This is a genomic window from Streptococcus pseudopneumoniae (genome assembly GCF_001073085.1).
Taxonomy (GTDB): domain Bacteria; phylum Bacillota; class Bacilli; order Lactobacillales; family Streptococcaceae; genus Streptococcus; species Streptococcus pseudopneumoniae_M.
Genome location: NZ_JVFV01000038.1, coordinates 12,859 through 31,155, shown reverse-complemented (window position 1 = coordinate 31,155; position 18,297 = coordinate 12,859). Strand labels below are relative to the sequence as shown.

The window sequence follows — 18,297 nt, the reverse complement described above, 5'->3', positions numbered from 1 at the left end:
GTATAATATAGGAGATATATTACAAAGTAAATTAGGAGTGATAAGATGTCAAGAATAAAACGTTATAAACATGATCGAAAAAAGGCTATCAAGTTGGAGAAACTTGCTTTGCTTGGTCTAGCAGCTGTGACGGTTGGTCTGGCTGGAGCAAGCCTTGCACAGGCAGAGGAAACGGTAGCAGAAACACCAAAAACCCTAGTTGATACCCCAGAGTCTAAGGAAAAGGAGCAAACAGCAGAAAAGAATACGGACTCTACTAAGGAAACTTCTAATCAAGTACCAGATAAAGAAAAGAAGACAGTTGAGGGAGAGAAACCCGCTTTGCAAACAGTTTCTTTTGATGTGGTTGAAGTATATCACTATTTCCAAGCTGGTGGTCGAGGGGAAGCTGAATTGTCCCGAAAAACTATCACTCTCAAGCCAGGAGAAAGCTACACCTTAAAGGCGAATACCTATAAGGATTTTGAGCTTGATGATTATAAGAAAGGCGATGATTATAAGGAAAACCTTAAGAATATCGGCAGAACTATTACCAATGACGGCTCTGAGCAAATCCAAGAGGAGTATATTATCACCTTCAAAGAAATTATTAGGGAAGTTCCAGATCCTACCAATCCGACCAGCCCAGATATCTATGCTAGTAAGATAAGCCGAGATACAATGCTCATGTACGGTAAGGAAGCAAGCAACCGAAAACAAGAGATAGACCGCCAGCACTACACTATTCCGAACCAAAGACCAAAAGATAAGCATTGTGGGAAAATCTAAACTTTTGGATTTTCCTACAATGCCGACTACGGCGGAATCCCTCCCACTCCTTATATCTTTCTTTCCGTATACATTGAATTTGTATTTAGTAAATGCTATAATGTCCCTATTCAAATTATAAATGTGTTGAATTAGTTACATGTACATATTTTTTGTGCCGGAGGAAGTGAAATGAAACAAAAAATTTATCTCATTACAGGCTTAATGGCTTCTGGAAAATCTACAGTTTCCGATTTACTGGCAAAATCAATAGAAAAATGCGTCCATCTTCGTGGTGATGTGTTCCGAAAAATGATTATTTCAGGCAGAGAAAATATGTCAGCTACCCCATCAGCGGAAGCAGTCCGCCAGCTGTACCTTCGATACAAATTGACTGCTGATGCGGCAAGGTCATACTTTGACAACGGCTTTTCTGTAGTGATCCAAGATAACTACTACGGTGATGAATTAAACCGAATGATAAATTATCTGCATAAATACCCTGTTGAGGTTGTCGTTCTTTGTCCAGATGTGGAAACAATAAAAGAAAGGGAACGATACAGGGAGAAAACAGGCTATTCCGGCTTTACGGTTGAAACCTTATACGATACATTTATGCAGACAACACCACGGATCGGCTTTTGGCTGGACAATTCCAATCAAACACCACAGCAGACAGCAGAAACCATTCTGAACACCAGGAAGCCGGTATGATTGTTACATATAAGGGGAAGAAAAATTTCTTTTAAGTACTTTCTTTCCTAAAACTGATGTGATATAATAGCTTCATTCCAGAAAAGGAGTAAAAAATATGCGGCAAGGTATTCTTAAATAAAACTATAATCAAATAGTGGGAACAAAGAATTATGATAGCTCCTTTTGTGGGGGCTTGGTTTTTTGTACCCAATTTAAGAATACTTTTGCCTTATCAATTTTGACATATTCAAAAAACAGCAATCACAAATAGGTGTATGCTGTATATGTGTATGTCCGCAAATTAGAATCCCCAGTGGTAAAAGTATTTTACTGCTGGGGATTTTTATGCCCTTTGGGGCTGTAAAGGGAGGACAATCACATGAAAATAATCAATATCGGCATTCTGGCCCATGTAGACGCAGGAAAAACTACATTGACAGAAAGTCTGCTATACACCAGTGGAGCGATTGCGGAACAGGGAAACGTGGATAAAGGGACCACAAGAACAGACACTATGATTTTGGAACGGCAACGGGGAATTACCATTCAGACAGCGGTTACTTCTTTTTATTGGAATGATTATAAAATCAATATCGTGGACACTCCCGGTCATATGGATTTTTTAACCGAAGCATACCGCTCTTTATCTGTCCTTGACGGAGCTGTTTTAGTCATTTCAGCAAAAGACGGCGTACAGGCACAAACCCGTATATTATTCCATGCGCTTCAGAAAATGGACATTCCGACAATTATCTTTATAAATAAGATAGACCAAAATGGGATCGACCTGCAGTGTGTTTACCAAAGCATTAAAGATAAACTTACCAGTGATATGATTGTCATGCAGGAGGTTTCCCTGTCGCCAAAGATAACCATGACCGATATTTCTGATTTAGACAAATGGGATATGATTATTTCCGGAAGCGATGAACTATTAGAACGATATGTTGCAGAGGATTCTTTGGATATACAGGAATTACAATATGAAAAGTGCAAAAGAACCAGATGCTGCTCTTTGTTTCCTGTTTATCATGGGAGTGCAAAAGACAATTTAGGAACAGAAAAACTGATTGAAGCGATTATAGAAACTTTCATTACAGAAACGGACGATATTCAGTCTGAATTATGTGGATATGTTTTTAAGGTTGAGTATACAGAGCGGAAAAAACGGCTTTCTTATTTACGCCTGTATCATGGGACGCTCCATTTACGGGATACCCTGCTGCTGTCAAAAAAGGAAAAAATAAAGATTACAGAAATGTGTATTCCGTCAAATGGTGAAATCGTCCCGGCTGACCATGCCTGTCCGGGAGAAATTGTTATTTTAGCTGATGATACTTTGAAACTGAACGATATCCTGGGAAATGAAAAACTCCTGCCTCACAAAACACGGATTGATAATCCCATGCCATTACTTCGGACAACGGTAGAGCCGCAAAAGCCGGAGCAAAGGGAAGCCCTGTTAAATGCCCTCGCAGAGATTGCTGATACAGACCCTCTTTTGCATTTTGACATTGATACTGTTACCCATGAGATTATGTTATCTTTTTTGGGAAAAGTACAGTTAGAAGTTATTTGTTCGCTATTAGAAGAAAAATATCATGTGGGCGTGGCTATGAAAGAGCCTTCGGTTATTTATCTGGAAAGACCGCAAAAAAAAGCGAGCTGCACGATTCATATTGAAGTGCCGCCGAATCCGTTTTGGGCATCTATTGGTTTGACTGTAACACCGCTTCCTGTTGGAAGCGGAACACAATATAAAAGCGAGGTATCTCTCGGCTATTTAAACCAAAGTTTTCAAAATGCCGTCATGGAGGGTGTGCGTTATGGAATGGAGCAGGGCTTATATGGCTGGGGAGTGACAGACTGCCAAATTTGTTTTGATTATGGAGTTTATTACAGCCCGGTCAGCACCCCCGCTGATTTTCGTTTTCTTGCGCCTGTCGTGTTGGAGCAGGCATTGAAAAAAGCAGGGACACAACTGTTGGAACCATACCTTTCCTTTACCCTTTTTGCACCGCAGGAATATCTTTCACGGGCTTATAATGATGCACCAAAGTATTGCGCAATCATTGAATCAACCAGACTTGAAAAAGATGAAGTTATTTTTAAGGGTGAAATCCCTGCCCGTTGTATCGGTGAATATAGGAATGATCTGAATTTTTATACAAATGGAAGAAGTGTCTGCATTACAGAATTAAAAGGGTATCAGGAAACTTCCGGCGAGCCTGTATTTCAGCCACGCCGCCCGAACAGCCGTTTAGACAAGATCCGGCATATGTTTCAGAAGATAATGTAACGTCTTGCGCAATGCAAGCGTTCATTGCTGGCTATTCCGAAATATCATTGATAAAATCAGCATCAGAGAGGAGGAACCATTTTGAACCAGAAACAGACGGATATTACAACAGGAAAGCAAATACGTCATCTGCGAACACAATCGGGAATGACACAGGAAGAACTGGCTGGGGAATTGAATGTTACCCGGCAGGCGCTATCGAATTGGGAGAGAGATGTTAATGAACCCGATTTAAATACGTTGAAAAAAATTTGTTTTCTTTTTGGAGTCCACATGGACGATTTTGCGAAGGAGGTAATAACAAAAATGGAAACATGTGAAAAAAAAGAGAAACGACAATTTAATAAGTATGATATGGCAATTGGACTTTTTTATGGTGTCGGGATATTTCTTGGCATTGGTATTTTCTTTGTTGGCGGTTTTATGACAATGTCGGGTGCAGGGTGGGGAGCATCACTATTTGGCGGTGGCTGTTTTTCTCTTGTATTTGGCTTGATATGCCATGCAGTTATTACATTGAGAAGAAATGACAAATGATGACATATCCTGCTTTCTAGACTTTTCGGTCATATCGCGTAAAAAAGCCGCTGCTTTTGGCTTTCCAATAGCGGCGGCAAAGGGAAATATCCTTTGAATACCTTACAGAAGAAAAGTTTTGCAGCATTATAAAAATAAAAGCCTATACCATTTTGGAAAGAAAAGATACATAATAGTCAAGACGGCAACAATCAGAAGTTATGGAGGGTAACAATGGAATATAGTAAGGAAGATTTAATGGAAGCAAAAAGGCAAATTTTGGGAGTGGGAGAGAACATGGGAACAGAGGAAAGTAAAAAAATCTGGGAGAAAAACGCACAATTTTGGGATAATGCAATGGGTGACAAATCTAATGAATTTCACAGAGAGGTAGTGCGTCCCAAAGTAACGGAACTTCTATCTCCTAATCCTGCGGATTACATTTTGGATATTGCGTGTGGCAATGGAAATTATTCTTCGTATCTTGCACAAAGAGGCGCTTCGATTGTCGCTTTTGATTACAGCAAAAAAATGATAGAATTGGCTAAAAGACGGCAATCACAATATGCAAAACAAATTGAATTTTGTGTAGCGGATGCGACCAATAGAGAAAGTATATTAGAATTAAAAAGAAATCGAGCCTTTACGAAAGCAGTTTCTAATATGGCAATTATGGATATTACGGATATTGAACCACTTCTTATGGCTGTTTATGAACTGTTGGAGGAAAGCGGAATTTTTGTCTTTGCAACGCAACACCCTTGTTTTATCACGTTGACTGAAAAATATATGACACCGCACAGTTACTATGGTATAGCGATTGAAGGGCAACCGGAGGAGCAGATTTATTATCATCGTTCCATACAAGATATTTTTAACCTTTGTTTTAGAGCTGGATTTGTCATTGATGGATTTTATGAAGAATGTTTCAAAAACAACAAAGAAATTCCTATGGTAATGATAGTAAGGCTTAAAAAGGTAAAACGTGATAGCTTAAAATAAATTCAAGTTTGCCGGATAAATAGCAAACCTGGCCGAGCCAGTCAACGGTCAAGATGAACGGGCTTCGCCCGCCGTTGACAGCCCCGCCCGGTTTTGCAGTTAGGCAGTCAAGGAGCGACAGCCTAAAGTGCTGCCGCCCCTTACTATCATAAAAAGCAACTACTAACCAGCCACAGCCCTTTTGGGAGGAAAGGGGGATTTTCCATGACCTGTACAGAAGAATATCGGGAACATATCGAGTACACTTTCCATGCCTTTTGCAAAGTCGTTATCCGAAATGCAACGATCAACGCAGCGAGGACACGGAGCAGGAAGCACAAAAGAGAAATATCCCTTGAATACCTCACAGACGAAAAGCACTACCCTTTAGGCACGACAGATGAATATTTCCAAGCCCCGGAGCCGGACGAGGAATACATACTTACCCTTTGCGGCGATACGGTCATTTTCAGCAGCGGCTTACTTGCGGAAGCCCTGTCACGGCTGGACGAACGGGAGCGGGAAATGATTTACCTGTCCTTTTTCAAGCGTATTCCACAGCACGAAATTGGCAGACAGTACGGGCGCAGCCGCAGCACAGCGGGCTACCATATCCGAAAAGTCCTACGGCAGCTCCAAGCGGAAATGGAGGGAATGGCATATGAGAAATAATAGGCTTCTCCCCTATGAAACAATCGTCCAAGCCACCAGCGGGGAGCCGGAAGCGGTGGGAACTGTATTGCAGTATTACCGCCGCCGCATACAATGTGCCGCCCGTGTGAATGGACGGGTAGACCAAGATACAGAGGACTACATCACCCAGACGCTTCTCACAGCTATTTTCAAGTTCCGCTTTGGGAGATAGCCCTACCGCCTACAACTGAATAACCGCCGCTTCGCCGGCAACCAGAAAGCAGTAAATCTATTCAACAGATTTGCTGCTTTTTTTCGTTCCTGTTTGGCATTTTTGAAAATCCCCAGTATGAAAAAACAAAAGGGAAAATTGCCGCCGCAGTTGGCAAAATCCCTTACTTATCCGTGGAGGGTATCAAAGAAAAAAATACTGCCATTGTCCGCCTTTTTCGGCTTGCGTGGTGTTGTAGGGAATAAGGGGAAATTCTAAAAATCTCCGTCCATTTTGCTTTGCGTGGTGTTGTAGGTAGTGAAAGGAAAATTTTCAAGATATGCCGGAATAGCGGGTAGCAAAGCCCTTTTGAAACGTCTTGTTAGCGGAAAGTACGGAAGCCGGGGAACGCCGGAGTTTTTCAGAGCAAGATTCTACCGCAGTACCAAAATTCGCTTATCGCTCATTTTGCCCCTGCGGGAATCTTGTTGGGGAGTGCCTTCCCCAAACCCTGCTTATGCGGCTTACGCCGCTGGAAAATCCCTCAAAATAATTTTTCGGATTTTTCAAAAACAGTTCCGCTTTACACCCTGTTTTTCTCCTATTAGTGAGAGGACACCACGCACAGCCGAAGGAGGTTTTACCATGCGAAAACGATATAACACGCCGCACCGCAGCCGGGTAGTCAAGACACGCATGACCGAGGAAGAATACGCCGAGTTTGCGGAAAGGCTTTCTGCTTACAACATGAGCCAAGCCGAGTTTATCCGGCAAGCCATAACCGGGGCAGCCATACGCCCCATCATAACCGTTTCCCCCGTCAATGACGAGTTGCTTGCCGCTGTCGGGAAGCTGACCGCCGAATACGGCAGGATCGGCGGCAACTTAAACCAGATAGCCCGGACGCTGAACGAGTGGCACAGCCCCTACCCGCAGCTTGCCGGGGAGGTACGGGCGGCGGTTTCCGACCTTGCTGCCCTAAAGTTTGAAGTCTTGCAGAAAGTGGGTGACGCTGTTGGCAACATTCAAACATATCAGCTCTAAAAATGCGGACTATGGCGCAGCGGAAGCCTATCTCACATTTGAGCATGACGAGTTTACCATGAAGCCCACCCTTGATGAAAACGGGCGGCTGATACCGAGGGAGGATTACCGCATTTCTTCCCTCAACTGTGGGGGCGAGGATTTCGCTGTTGCCTGTATGCGGGCTAATCTCCGCTATGAGAAAAACCAAAAACGGGAAGATGTGAAAAGCCACCACTATATCATCAGCTTTGACCCACGGGACGGGACAGACAACGGCTTGACCGTAGACCGGGCGCAGGAGCTGGGCGAGCAGTTCTGTAAAGAGCATTTCCCCGGACACCAAGCCTTAGTCTGCACCCACCCGGACGGGCATAACCACAGCGGCAATATCCATGTGCATATCGTCATCAACTCCCTGCGGATTTATGAAGTCCCGCTTCTGCCCTACATGGACAGACCAGCCGACACACGGGAGGGCTGCAAGCACCGCTGCACCAACGCCGCTATGGAATATTTCAAGAGTGAAGTCATGGAGATGTGCCACCGGGAGGGGCTTTACCAAATCGACCTCCTAAGCGGCAGCAAGGAACGGATAACCGAACGGGAATACTGGGCGGCAAAGAAAGGACAGCTTGCCCTTGATAAAGAGAACGCTGTCAGAGAAGCCGCAGGACAGCCGACCAAGCCCACCAAGTTTGAAACGGACAAGGCGAAGCTGCGCCGGACGATACGGCAGGCACTTTCCCAAGCTGGCAGCTTTGACGAATTTTCTTCCCTTTTGCTGCGGGAGGGTGTGACCGTCAAGGAGAGCCGGGGGCGGCTTTCCTACCTCACGCCGGACAGGACAAAGCCTATCACAGCCCGGAAGCTGGGGGACGATTTTGACAAGGCTGCTGTCCTTGTCCTGCTTACGCAGAACGCCCACAGAGCCGCCGAACAGAGCAAAGCCATACTCGAATACCCTGCCGCGGTTAAAAAGCTGTCACAAGGGGAAAAAACCACAAAAACCACCCCGGCAGACAACACCTTGCAGCGCATGGTTGACCGGGAAGCCAAGCGAGCCGAGGGCAAGGGCGTGGGCTATGACCGCTGGGCGGCAAAGCACAACCTAAAGCAAATGGCAGCTACCGTTACCGCCTATCAGCAGTACGGCTTTTCTTCCCCGGAGGAACTGGACGAAGCCTGTTCTGCCGCCTATACCGCCATGCGGGAAAGCCTTACAGAGCTGAAGCAGATGGAAAAGACGCTGAACGGGAAAAAGGAGCTGCAACGGCAGGTGCTTGCCTATTCCAAGACCCGCCCTGTCCGGGACGGGCTGAAACAGCAGAAAAACGCCAAAGCAAAAGCAGCCTACCGTCAGAAGTACGAAAGCGACTTTATCATAGCAGACGCAGCCGCCCGCTATTTCAGGGAAAACGGCATTTCCAAGCTGCCGAGCTATAAAGCCCTGCAAGCAGAGATTGAAACCCTTATCCAAGAGAAAAACAGCGGCTACAACGATTACCGGGCAAAACGGGAGGAATACCGCCGCTTACAGACTGTCAAGGGCAATATCGACCAGATTTTACACCGGGAGCGCAAGCCTGTGAAAAGGCAGGAACAGGAACGATAAAAACCGCCCCAAAATGTACCCGAACCTATACAGAACAAGGGGGCTGCCCCGTACCCTATCCGCAAATACCAAAGGATTTTTTAACGGGCTTATAGGGCAGAAAAAACCCGAAAATGATACCGAGATGATACAGAATTACCGCCGATACCGCCACACCAGCGGAAACGGCAGAAAGGAGCGCACCCATGCCAAGAATGAGCAAGAAACGGCGGCTGGAATGGTCTTTTTTCCTGCGGCAAGTGAAAGTCGGGAATTCCACCTGCGATCGTATCACATACAATGACCTCTGCCGGGGCTGTACCCATAGCTGCAAGCAGAGCTTCCGGGCGGTTATCATACTCTGCCCCCACTACTACTCCAAACGCCGGAAAAAGGAGGACAGGGACAATGGCAGATAACCGCAAGTATTACTACCTCAAGCTGAAAGAGAACTTTTTTGACAGCGACTCCATTGTGCTGCTGGAAGATATGAAAGACGGGATTTTATACTCCAATATCCTCTTGAAGCTGTACTTAAAATCGCTGAAAAACGGCGGGAAATTGCAGCTTGACGAGCATATCCCCTACACAGCGCAGATGATAGCGACACTGACCCGCCACCAGATAGGGACGGTTGAGAGGGCTTTAGAGATTTTCCGGCAGTTGGGGCTTGTGGAGCAGCTTGACAGCGGGGCTTTCTATATGACCGACATTGAGCTGATGATAGGACAGTCCTCTACCGAAGCCGAGCGGAAACGGGCTGCAAGACTGGAAAACAAGGCACTTTTACCGCCCCGGACAAAAGGCGGACATTTGTCCGACATTCGTCCACCAGAGATAGAGATAGAGTTAGAGAAAGAGATAGAGATAGAAAAAGAGAGAGAGGGAGAAACGGGACACCCCGCCCCCGCCGCTTATGGCAGATACAACAATGTGATACTGACCGATACAGAGCTTTCCGGGCTAAAAACAGAGTTGCCCGACAAGTGGGAGTATTATATTGACCGGCTTTCCTGCCATATCGCTTCCACCGGGAAACAGTACCACAGCCATGCAGCCACCATTTACAAGTGGGCGCAGGAGGACGCTGCCAAAGGCAAGGCTGCCCCGAAACAGGGCATACCCGATTATTCATGCAAGGAGGGCGAGAGCTTATGAAAAACGGAATTGAAGCTATGATTACGGACATTACAGCCACTACCGCCGAAGCGGAGGACTACACAGGCGAGGACGGGCTTTTATACTGCGGTAAGTGCCATACGCCCAAAGAAGCCTATTTTGCAGAGGGAAAGACTTGTTTCGGGCGTGACCGCCACCCGGCAGAGTGCGACTGCCAGCGGGCAGCCCGTGAAAAGCAGCAAGCCGCCGAAAGCCGACAGAAGCACCTTGAAAAAGTGGAGGACTTGAAACGCCGGGGCTTTACCGACCCTGCTATGCGGAACTGGACATTTGAGCATGACAACGGCAGAAACCCGCAGACCGAAACCGCCCGCTTTTATGTGGAGAGCTGGGAAACCATGCAGGCTGAAAATATCGGCTACCTGTTTTGGGGCGGCGTGGGGACGGGAAAAAGCTACCTTGCCGCCTGTATCGCCAACGCCCTTATGGAAAAAGAGGTTGCCGTCTGCATGACAAACTTTGCAACGATACTGGGTGACCTTGCCGCCAGCTTTGAGGGCAGGAACGAATATATTTCCCGCCTTTGCAGCTACCCTCTGCTGATACTTGATGATTTCGGTATGGAGCGAGGAACAGAATACGGGCTGGAACAGGTTTACAGCGTGATTGACAGCCGTTACCGAAGCGGCAAGCCGCTGATCGCCACGACCAACCTCACGCTGGAGGAATTGCAGCACCCGCAGGACACGCCCCACGCCCGTATCTATGACAGGCTGACTTCCATGTGCGCCCCCGTCCGCTTCACGGGCAGCAACTTCCGAAAGGAAACCGCACAGGAAAAGCTGGAACGCTTAAAGCAACTGATGAAGCAGCGAAAGGAGAGCCTATGACAGAAACGAAACAGACAAGCACCACCAAAACAGACCGCCGCCCGGACTGTGTGACGGAAATCCGCATGGGCAACTCCGTCCTTACCGTTTCCGGCTTCTTCAAGCAGGGCGCAACCGACACCGCAGCCGACAAGATGATGAAAGTGCTGGAAGCGGAAGCTGCTACACAAAAAACGGCGATTTGACCGACCATAAAGAAGCAGATTTGACGCTTTTGCCGCTATACAGACAGCCGCCCCATGTGGTACAATCAAGGTACGGAATAGTGGGGCTGGCTGTCGGAAACGGAGGATTTTATGTTAAGACAGACCAACCAACAACCAATTACCGCCCTTTACCCAAGACTATCCCATGAGGACGAGCTGCAAGGCGAAAGCAATTCCATTTCCAATCAGAAGCGTATCCTTGAAACCTATGCAAAGCAGAACGGCTTTTCCAATCTGCGCTGGTACACGGACGACGGTTATTCTGGTGCGAACTTTCAAAGACCCGGTTTTCAAGCCATGCTTGCGGACATTGAAGCCGGAAAAGTCGGGACAGTTATCGTAAAGGATATGTCGAGGTTAGGGCGAAACTACCTGCAAGTGGGAATGTACACGGAAATGATTTTCCCACAGAAAGGTGTCCGCTTCATCGCTATCAATGACGGAGTGGACAGCGCACAGGGCGACAATGACTTTGCCCCGCTGCGGAATATCTTTAACGAATGGCTGGTGAGAGATACGAGCAAGAAAATCAAAGCAGTAAAACGCTCAAAAGGCATGAATGGCAAGCCCATCACAAGCAAGCCTGTGTATGGCTACCTCATGGACGAGGATGAAAATTTCATTATTGACGAGGAAGCTGCACCCGTAGTCAAGCAGATATACAACCTCTGTCTTGCCGGGAATGGTCCGACCAAGATAGCCCGTATGCTCACAGAGCAGCAAATCCCCACGCCGGGAACGCTTGAATACCGCAGGACGGGCAGCACCCGCCGCTACCACCCCGGCTATGAGTGCAAGTGGGCGACCAATACCGTAGTGCATATCCTTGAAAACCGGGAATACACAGGCTGTCTGGTAAATTTCAAGACAGAAAAACTTTCTTACAAAGTCAAGCACAGTGTAGAAAATCCCCCGGAAAAGCAAGTGATTTTCGAGAACCACCACGAGCCTATCATAGACACCCAAACATGGGAACGGGTGCAGGAGCTTCGCAAACAGCGCAAACGCCCAAACCGCTATGATGAAGTGGGTTTGTTCTCCGGCATACTGTTCTGTGCGGACTGCGGCAGCGTGATGTATCAGCAGCGATACCAGACGGACAAGCGCAAGCAGGACTGTTATATCTGCGGCAACTACAAGAAACGCACCCATGACTGTACGGCGCACTTTATCCGCACCGACCTCTTGACCGCTGGTGTACTCTCCAATCTGCGGAAAGTGACCAGCTATGCGGCAAAGCATGAAGCCCGGTTTATGAAACTCTTGATTGAGCAGAACGAGGACGGGGGCAAACGCAGGAACGCCGCCAAGAAAAAGGAACTGGAAGCCTCCGAGAAACGCATAGCCGAGTTATCCGCTATCTTCAAGCGGCTGTATGAGGACAGCGTGACCGGGCGCATATCAGACGAGCGTTTCACAGAGCTGTCGGCAGACTATGAAGCAGAGCAACGGGAGCTGAAAGAAAGAGCCGCTGCTATTCAAGCGGAGCTTTCCAAAGCACAGGAAGCCACCGTGAACGCAGAAAAGTTTATGAATGTTGTCCGGCGGCATACCAGCTTTGAAGAACTTACCCCTACTCTGCTGCGGGAGTTTGTAGAGAAAATCGTTGTGCATGAGTGCAGCTATGACGAGAACAAGACCCGCAGACAGGACATTGAGATTTATTATTCTTTTGTTGGCAAGGTGGACTTGCCCGAATAACCGCCCGACCTATCCGACACAATGCGCAAGTGCCGGATAGGAACGGCAAAATTTTTTACACTTCTATTACTTCTTTATCGCACATCAGTAAATCGTGAGGGTATATCATCTTATAGATTGGGATGAGCAGAATTGGAAAGGACAGAGAGGGTTGACGAGAACTTATAGTCTTCCCCTTGGGAAGCGTTTTGACCCTAAAGATCTTGCAAATCCTGCATATGGAACCTTGTTGAAGTATGAAGTGTTTGATGCTGGTGTAGGGATAGTATCAGCAAGTGTATACTACAAATCTCACCCCAAAGAGACCCTCGTTTCTCCTACGACGAACGTCTCTGTATCTCTAACAGGAGCAGATGTTGCTGCGGTTGATAAGATCATAGCGGACAAGGTTTTAGATACCACTATTCTGGCTAAACTTCCAGCAGAACTTCCAGCCAAAAATGTTGAACTTTACGATGTTAAGACTCAAAAGGCAGATGGTAGTTTTGTACAAATTTCAGGAGAAGCAACTGTAACGATTCCTGTGGATCCTAATCGTAAAGTAGAAAAAGTAATCTACTTCTTACCAGAAACGGGAGCAGTTGAGGAACTGCCGTTTGAATTGAGTGCTGATGGAAAATATGTTCATTTCAAAGTTTCTCATTTCTCAAATTATGGAGTTGTTTATCAATCTCAAGACACTGAGAAACCAAATCCACAGCCAAACCCAGCACCGCAACCAGATCCAGTCCCAACTCCGGCTCCAACACCAACACCAACTCCGGCTCCAACACCAACACCAACACCAACTCCGACTCCAGCGCCAACACCAGAACTAGATCCCAAATCTCAGGATAATGGTAAGAATAAGGATTCTAGGAGTCTGTCTGAGGAGCCGAAAAAAATTGAAGATGTGAAGTCTGGTCCATCTAAGAAAGAAATAGAAAAGACTGAAGATAAAGAAAAAGCTTTACCAAAAACAGGAGAAAATAGTAGTCTTTTAGGCTCGGTTGGAGCAGTATTACTAGGAATGATGACGCTTCTTAAATTCTCTTTCAAGAAGAAAAGAAACTAGTGTTTATTAAAATATTCATGATCTCTTAAACTATGGGGATGGCTTGTATAATAAAACGCATAAAATCAGTTGACAAAGAGCTAACATCTGGAGAGGACAATCGTTGTCCTCTCCATTTTTATATTGGCTCTTTGGTAGAAATGGGTAAAAGTGCCTCAAATATGGTAAAATAGAAGGAGTATATTGTGAGGAAAATGGATGTCAACCACTTTTGAAATTTTAATGAATCAGTTGGGAATACCCGCTGAAATGAGAAATCATGAGGCCTTCTCTCAGGCTGAAATAGAACAAGTTATTGTTCATAAACGAAGCAAAGTTTGGGAGTTTCGTTTTGTTTTTGAAAATATCTTGCCTTTTGAACTTTTTCTGGAGTTGAAAAGAGGTTTGAAGGATGAATTCTCAAAAACGGGAAATCAGGCTAGTTTTGAGATAAAAACGAGAAATCAGGAATTTTCTAGAGAACTTTTACAAGCTTACTATCGAGAGGCTTTTTCGGATGGTCCTTGCGCTAGTCAAGGTTTTCGTTCTATTTATCAGAATTTTCAGGTTCGCTTTGAAAATGACCAGTTAATCATTGAAGCTTCAGAAGCGGCAGATACAGAGCATTTTAGGAAAAATCATCTGCCAAATCTTAGCAAACAGCTGGAATTTTTTGGTTTTCCTAAACTTTCTTGCATCTTAGAAAAAAATGAAGAGCTCACAAGGGAAGAACAAGAAGCCTTTCAGACGGGAAATCAAATGATTATTCAAGCAGCCAATGAAGAAACTCTTCGGGCTATGGAACAGTTAGAACAGATGGCCCCGCCTCCTCCAGTTGAGGACAAACCTGTCTTTGATTTTCAAGCCAAGAAGGCAGCTGCTAAGCCTAAACTTGATAAGGCAGAGATTACTCCTATGATCGAGGTCAATACTGAGGAAAATCGTCTGGTTTTTGAAGGAGTTGTCTTTGATGTTGAGCATAAGGTGACTAGAACGGGTCGTGTCTTGATTAACTTCAAGATGACGGACTATACTTCTAGTTTCTCTATGCAAAAATGGGTCAAGAATGAAGAAGAAGCTCAGAAGTTTGACATCATTAAGAAAAACTCTTGGCTCCGTGTGCGTGGGAATGTTGAGGTCAATAATTTCACGCGTGATTTGACCATGAATGTGCAAGATGTCCAGGAAGTCGTCCACTATGAACGGAAAGACTTGATGCCAGAGGGGAAACGTCGTGTTGAGTTCCATGCGCACACCAATATGTCGACCATGGATGCTCTGCCTGAAGTTGAAGAACTCATTGCGACAGCTGCCAAATGGGGACACAAGGCAGTTGCTATTACAGATCATGGCAATGTTCAATCCTTCCCTCATGGCTATAAGGCCGCTAAGAAAGCTGGTATCCAGCTGATCTATGGGATGGAAGCCAATATCGTTGAAGACCGTGTACCTATCGCCTATAACGAAGTTGAGATGGATTTGTCTGAAGCAACCTATGTGGTCTTTGACGTAGAAACAACAGGTCTATCTGCTATCTATAATGACTTAATTCAGGTGGCGGCTTCCAAGATGTATAAGGGCAATATCATTGCTGAGTTTGATGAATTTATCAATCCTGGGCACCCCTTGTCAGCCTTTACTACGGAATTGACTGGAATTACGGATGACCATGTAAAAAATGCCAAACCCTTGGTTCAAGTTTTAAAAGAATTCCAAGAATTTTGTAAGGATACCGTTCTTGTAGCCCACAATGCAAGCTTTGACGTTGGCTTTATGAATGCCAATTATGAACGTCACGGTCTTCCAAAAATTACTCAACCTGTCATCGATACGCTAGAGTTCGCTAGAAACCTCTATCCTGAGTACAAACGCCATGGTCTTGGACCCTTGACCAAACGTTTTGGTGTAGCTCTAGAACACCACCACATGGCCAACTATGATGCGGAAGCAACTGGGCGTCTGCTCTTTATCTTTATCAAGGAAGTAGCAGAAAAGCATGGTGTGACAGATTTAGCTAGATTGAACATTGATTTAATCAGTCCAGATTCTTATAAAAAAGCTCGAGTCAAGCATGCGACCATTTATGTGAAAAATCAAGTGGGCTTGAAAAATATCTTTAAGCTGGTGTCTCTTTCAAATACCCAGTACTTTGAAGGAGTTCCACGGATTCCACATACGGTGCTAGATGCCCATCGAGAAGGTTTGATCTTAGGTTCAGCCTGTACAGAAGGTGAAGTCTTTGATGCAGTCGTTTCACAAGGGGTAGATGCGGCAGTCGAAGTTGCTAAATACTATGACTTTATCGAGGTGATGCCTCCTGCTATCTATGCACCTCTGATTGCCAAAGAGCAGGTCAAGGATATGGAGGAACTCCAAACCATCATCAAGAGCTTGATTGAGGTCGGAGACCGTCTCGGTAAGCCCGTTCTTGCGACAGGAAATGTTCACTATATCGAACCTGAGGATGAAATTTATCGAGAAATCATCGTACGAAGTCTAGGTCAGGGGGCGATGATTAACCGAACGATCGGTCATGGGGAAGCTGCCCAACCAGCTCCGCTACCAAAGGCACACTTTAGAACGACCAATGAAATGTTGGATGAATTTGCCTTTCTAGGTGAAGATTTGGCTCGTAAGATTGTCATTGAAAATACCAATGCCATGGCAGAAATCTTTGAGCCTGTTGAGGTCGTTAAAGGAGACTTGTATACACCTTTCATTGACCAAGCCGAAGAAACAGTTGCCGAATTAACCTATAAAAAAGCTTTTGAAATATATGGAAATCCGCTCCCAGATATCGTTGATTTACGGATTGAAAAGGAACTAACCTCTATCTTGGGGAATGGATTTGCCGTGATTTATCTGGCTTCCCAGATGCTAGTGCAGCGCTCCAACGAACGAGGCTACTTGGTTGGTTCTCGTGGGTCTGTTGGCTCCAGTTTTGTTGCGACCATGATTGGGATCACCGAGGTCAATCCTCTCTCTCCTCACTATGTCTGTGGTCAGTGTCAGTACAGTGAATTTATCACGGATGGTTCCTACGGTTCAGGCTTTGATATGCCAGATAAAGACTGTCCAAACTGTGGCCACAAACTCAGCAAAAATGGACAGGATATTCCTTTCGAGACCTTCCTTGGTTTTGATGGAGATAAGGTACCCGATATTGATTTGAACTTCTCAGGTGAAGACCAACCGAGCGCCCACTTGGATGTTCGTGATATCTTTGGGGAAGAATATGCCTTCCGTGCAGGAACGGTTGGTACGGTGGCTGCTAAAACAGCCTATGGATTTGTCAAGGGTTACGAGCGTGACTATGGCAAGTTCTACCGAGAAGCCGAAGTTGAGCGCCTAGCCCAAGGAGCTGCAGGTGTTAAACGGACGACCGGTCAGCACCCAGGAGGAATCGTTGTTATTCCTAACTATATGGATGTCTATGACTTTACTCCAGTACAGTATCCTGCAGATGATGTAACTGCTGAATGGCAGACCACTCACTTTAACTTCCACGATATCGATGAGAACGTCCTCAAGCTCGATGTCCTAGGGCATGATGATCCAACTATGATTCGCAAGCTTCAGGACTTGTCAGGCATTGATCCAAATGATATTCCTATGGATGATCCTGGTATCATGGCCCTTTTCTCAGGTACAGATATCCTTGGAGTGACACCTGAACAAATCGGTACCTCAACTGGTATGCTTGGTATCCCAGAGTTTGGAACCAACTTTGTTCGAGGCATGGTGGATGAAACTCATCCGACAACCTTTGCGGAGTTGCTTCAGCTTTCTGGGCTGTCTCACGGTACCGACGTTTGGTTAGGAAATGCTCAGGACTTGATTAAGGCAGGGATTGCGGACCTTTCAACCGTTATCGGTTGTCGGGATGACATCATGGTTTACCTCATGCACGCTGGTCTAGATCCAAAGATGGCCTTTACCATCATGGAGCGAGTGCGTAAGGGATTGTGGCTTAAAATCTCTGAAGAAGAGCGCAATGGTTATATCGAAGCCATGAAGGCCAATAATGTGCCTGAGTGGTATATCGAATCTTGTGGAAAAATCAAGTACATGTTCCCTAAAGCCCATGCGGCAGCCTACGTTATGATGGCCCTTCGTGTAGCCTACTTCAAGGTTCACCACCCGATTTATTATTATTGTGCTTACTTCTCCATCCGTGCCAAGGCCTTTGATATCAAGACCATGGGTGCAGGCTTGGATGCTATCAAACGTAAGATGCAAGAAATTGCTGAAAAGCGTAAGAACAATGAAGCTTCCAACGTAGAAATTGACCTCTACACAACACTTGAAATCGTCAATGAGATGTGGGAACGTGGCTTTAAGTTCGGCAAATTGGACCTCTATCGCAGTGATGCGACTGAATTCATCATCGATGGAGACACCCTTATCCCACCGTTTGTTGCTATGGATGGTCTGGGAGAGAACGTTGCCAAGCAACTGGTTCGTGCCCGTCAAGAGGGAGAATTTCTCTCTAAAACTGAATTGCGCAAGCGTGGAGGACTCTCATCAACCTTGGTTGAAAAGATGGATGAAATGGGCATTCTTGGCAATATGCCAGAGGACAATCAGTTGAGTTTGTTTGATGATTTGTTTTAAATAAAAATTAACAGACGGACAAATATTGTCCATC

16 protein-coding genes are annotated in these 18,297 nt (G+C 45.7%); all 16 read left to right on the top strand.

The genetic code is table 11. The features are described 5' to 3' along the window. Positions 1-45 precede the first annotated feature (45 nt). Positions 46-768, top strand: a complete 723-nt coding sequence (locus ADH90_RS11360; protein WP_049530757.1) for a hypothetical protein — start codon at positions 46-48, stop codon at positions 766-768. Between the two features lie 171 nt (positions 769-939). Next, a complete protein-coding gene (locus tag ADH90_RS07790; protein ID WP_003505403.1) occupies positions 940-1,461 on the top strand; it encodes an AAA family ATPase in 522 nt (173 codons plus the stop codon). Positions 1,462-1,822: 361 nt separating this feature from the next. Continuing rightward, complete coding sequence (gene tet(32) / locus ADH90_RS07785) at positions 1,823-3,742, top strand: tetracycline resistance ribosomal protection protein Tet(32) (RefSeq protein WP_003505402.1); 1,920 nt, start codon at positions 1,823-1,825, stop codon at positions 3,740-3,742. An 81-nt stretch (positions 3,743-3,823) separates the two neighbouring features. Continuing rightward, entirely contained in the window at positions 3,824-4,279 is a 456-nt protein-coding gene (locus tag ADH90_RS07780; protein ID WP_003505401.1) for an XRE family transcriptional regulator, read from the top strand. Positions 4,280-4,492: 213 nt separating this feature from the next. Beyond that, positions 4,493-5,260: a class I SAM-dependent methyltransferase gene (locus ADH90_RS07775; RefSeq protein WP_003505400.1), complete on the top strand. Its 768-nt coding sequence runs from the start codon at positions 4,493-4,495 to the stop codon at positions 5,258-5,260. A gap of 204 nt (positions 5,261-5,464) precedes the next feature. After that, entirely contained in the window at positions 5,465-5,911 is a 447-nt protein-coding gene (locus ADH90_RS07770) for an RNA polymerase sigma factor (RefSeq protein ID WP_003505338.1), read from the top strand. Further along, on the top strand, positions 5,901-6,104 hold the full coding sequence (locus ADH90_RS07765) for a helix-turn-helix domain-containing protein (protein ID WP_003505336.1): 204 nt from the start codon (positions 5,901-5,903) through the stop codon (positions 6,102-6,104). The genes ADH90_RS07770 and ADH90_RS07765 overlap by 11 nt, the downstream gene beginning before the upstream one ends. A 624-nt stretch (positions 6,105-6,728) precedes the next feature. Beyond that, entirely contained in the window at positions 6,729-7,127 is a 399-nt protein-coding gene (locus ADH90_RS07760) for a plasmid mobilization protein (RefSeq protein ID WP_002569238.1), read from the top strand. Next, positions 7,099-8,721: a relaxase/mobilization nuclease domain-containing protein gene (locus ADH90_RS07755; RefSeq protein ID WP_002569237.1), complete on the top strand. Its 1,623-nt coding sequence runs from the start codon at positions 7,099-7,101 to the stop codon at positions 8,719-8,721. Before ADH90_RS07760 ends, ADH90_RS07755 begins: the two co-directional genes overlap by 29 nt. A gap of 185 nt (positions 8,722-8,906) precedes the next feature. Further along, positions 8,907-9,119, top strand: a complete 213-nt coding sequence (locus ADH90_RS10910; protein WP_002569236.1) for a hypothetical protein — start codon at positions 8,907-8,909, stop codon at positions 9,117-9,119. Beyond that, a complete protein-coding gene (locus ADH90_RS07745) occupies positions 9,109-9,858 on the top strand; it encodes a phage replisome organizer N-terminal domain-containing protein (RefSeq protein ID WP_002569235.1) in 750 nt (249 codons plus the stop codon). The genes ADH90_RS10910 and ADH90_RS07745 overlap by 11 nt, the downstream gene beginning before the upstream one ends. Then, complete coding sequence (locus ADH90_RS07740; RefSeq protein ID WP_002569234.1) at positions 9,855-10,709, top strand: ATP-binding protein; 855 nt, start codon at positions 9,855-9,857, stop codon at positions 10,707-10,709. The genes ADH90_RS07745 and ADH90_RS07740 overlap by 4 nt, the downstream gene beginning before the upstream one ends. Continuing rightward, a complete protein-coding gene (locus ADH90_RS07735; protein WP_002569233.1) occupies positions 10,706-10,894 on the top strand; it encodes a transposon-encoded TnpW family protein in 189 nt (62 codons plus the stop codon). Before ADH90_RS07740 ends, ADH90_RS07735 begins: the two co-directional genes overlap by 4 nt. 111 nt (positions 10,895-11,005) lie before the next feature. Then, positions 11,006-12,616 carry a recombinase family protein gene (locus tag ADH90_RS07730; RefSeq protein WP_002569232.1) on the top strand — a complete coding sequence of 537 codons (1,611 nt, stop codon included), beginning with the start codon at positions 11,006-11,008 and terminating at the stop codon, positions 12,614-12,616. Between the two features lie 151 nt (positions 12,617-12,767). Further along, positions 12,768-13,670 (top strand): LPXTG cell wall anchor domain-containing protein, encoded by a 903-nt coding sequence (locus ADH90_RS07725; RefSeq protein WP_049530735.1) that lies wholly within the window; start codon positions 12,768-12,770, stop codon positions 13,668-13,670. 198 nt (positions 13,671-13,868) lie between these two features. Continuing rightward, complete coding sequence (locus ADH90_RS07720) at positions 13,869-18,263, top strand: PolC-type DNA polymerase III (RefSeq protein ID WP_049530734.1); 4,395 nt, start codon at positions 13,869-13,871, stop codon at positions 18,261-18,263. Positions 18,264-18,297 lie beyond the last annotated feature (34 nt).

Coding starts and splice junctions, on each gene's coding strand:
- ADH90_RS07740 (WP_002569234.1), top strand. CDS start 9,855: ATGAAAAACGGAATTGAAGCTATGATTACGGACATTACAGCCACTACC.
- ADH90_RS07775 (WP_003505400.1), top strand. CDS start 4,493: ATGGAATATAGTAAGGAAGATTTAATGGAAGCAAAAAGGCAAATTTTG.
- ADH90_RS11360 (WP_049530757.1), top strand. CDS start 46: ATGTCAAGAATAAAACGTTATAAACATGATCGAAAAAAGGCTATCAAG.
- ADH90_RS07760 (WP_002569238.1), top strand. CDS start 6,729: ATGCGAAAACGATATAACACGCCGCACCGCAGCCGGGTAGTCAAGACA.
- ADH90_RS10910 (WP_002569236.1), top strand. CDS start 8,907: ATGCCAAGAATGAGCAAGAAACGGCGGCTGGAATGGTCTTTTTTCCTG.
- ADH90_RS07720 (WP_049530734.1), top strand. CDS start 13,869: ATGTCAACCACTTTTGAAATTTTAATGAATCAGTTGGGAATACCCGCT.
- ADH90_RS07735 (WP_002569233.1), top strand. CDS start 10,706: ATGACAGAAACGAAACAGACAAGCACCACCAAAACAGACCGCCGCCCG.
- ADH90_RS07790 (WP_003505403.1), top strand. CDS start 940: ATGAAACAAAAAATTTATCTCATTACAGGCTTAATGGCTTCTGGAAAA.
- ADH90_RS07745 (WP_002569235.1), top strand. CDS start 9,109: ATGGCAGATAACCGCAAGTATTACTACCTCAAGCTGAAAGAGAACTTT.
- ADH90_RS07730 (WP_002569232.1), top strand. CDS start 11,006: ATGTTAAGACAGACCAACCAACAACCAATTACCGCCCTTTACCCAAGA.
- ADH90_RS07765 (WP_003505336.1), top strand. CDS start 5,901: ATGAGAAATAATAGGCTTCTCCCCTATGAAACAATCGTCCAAGCCACC.
- ADH90_RS07770 (WP_003505338.1), top strand. CDS start 5,465: ATGACCTGTACAGAAGAATATCGGGAACATATCGAGTACACTTTCCAT.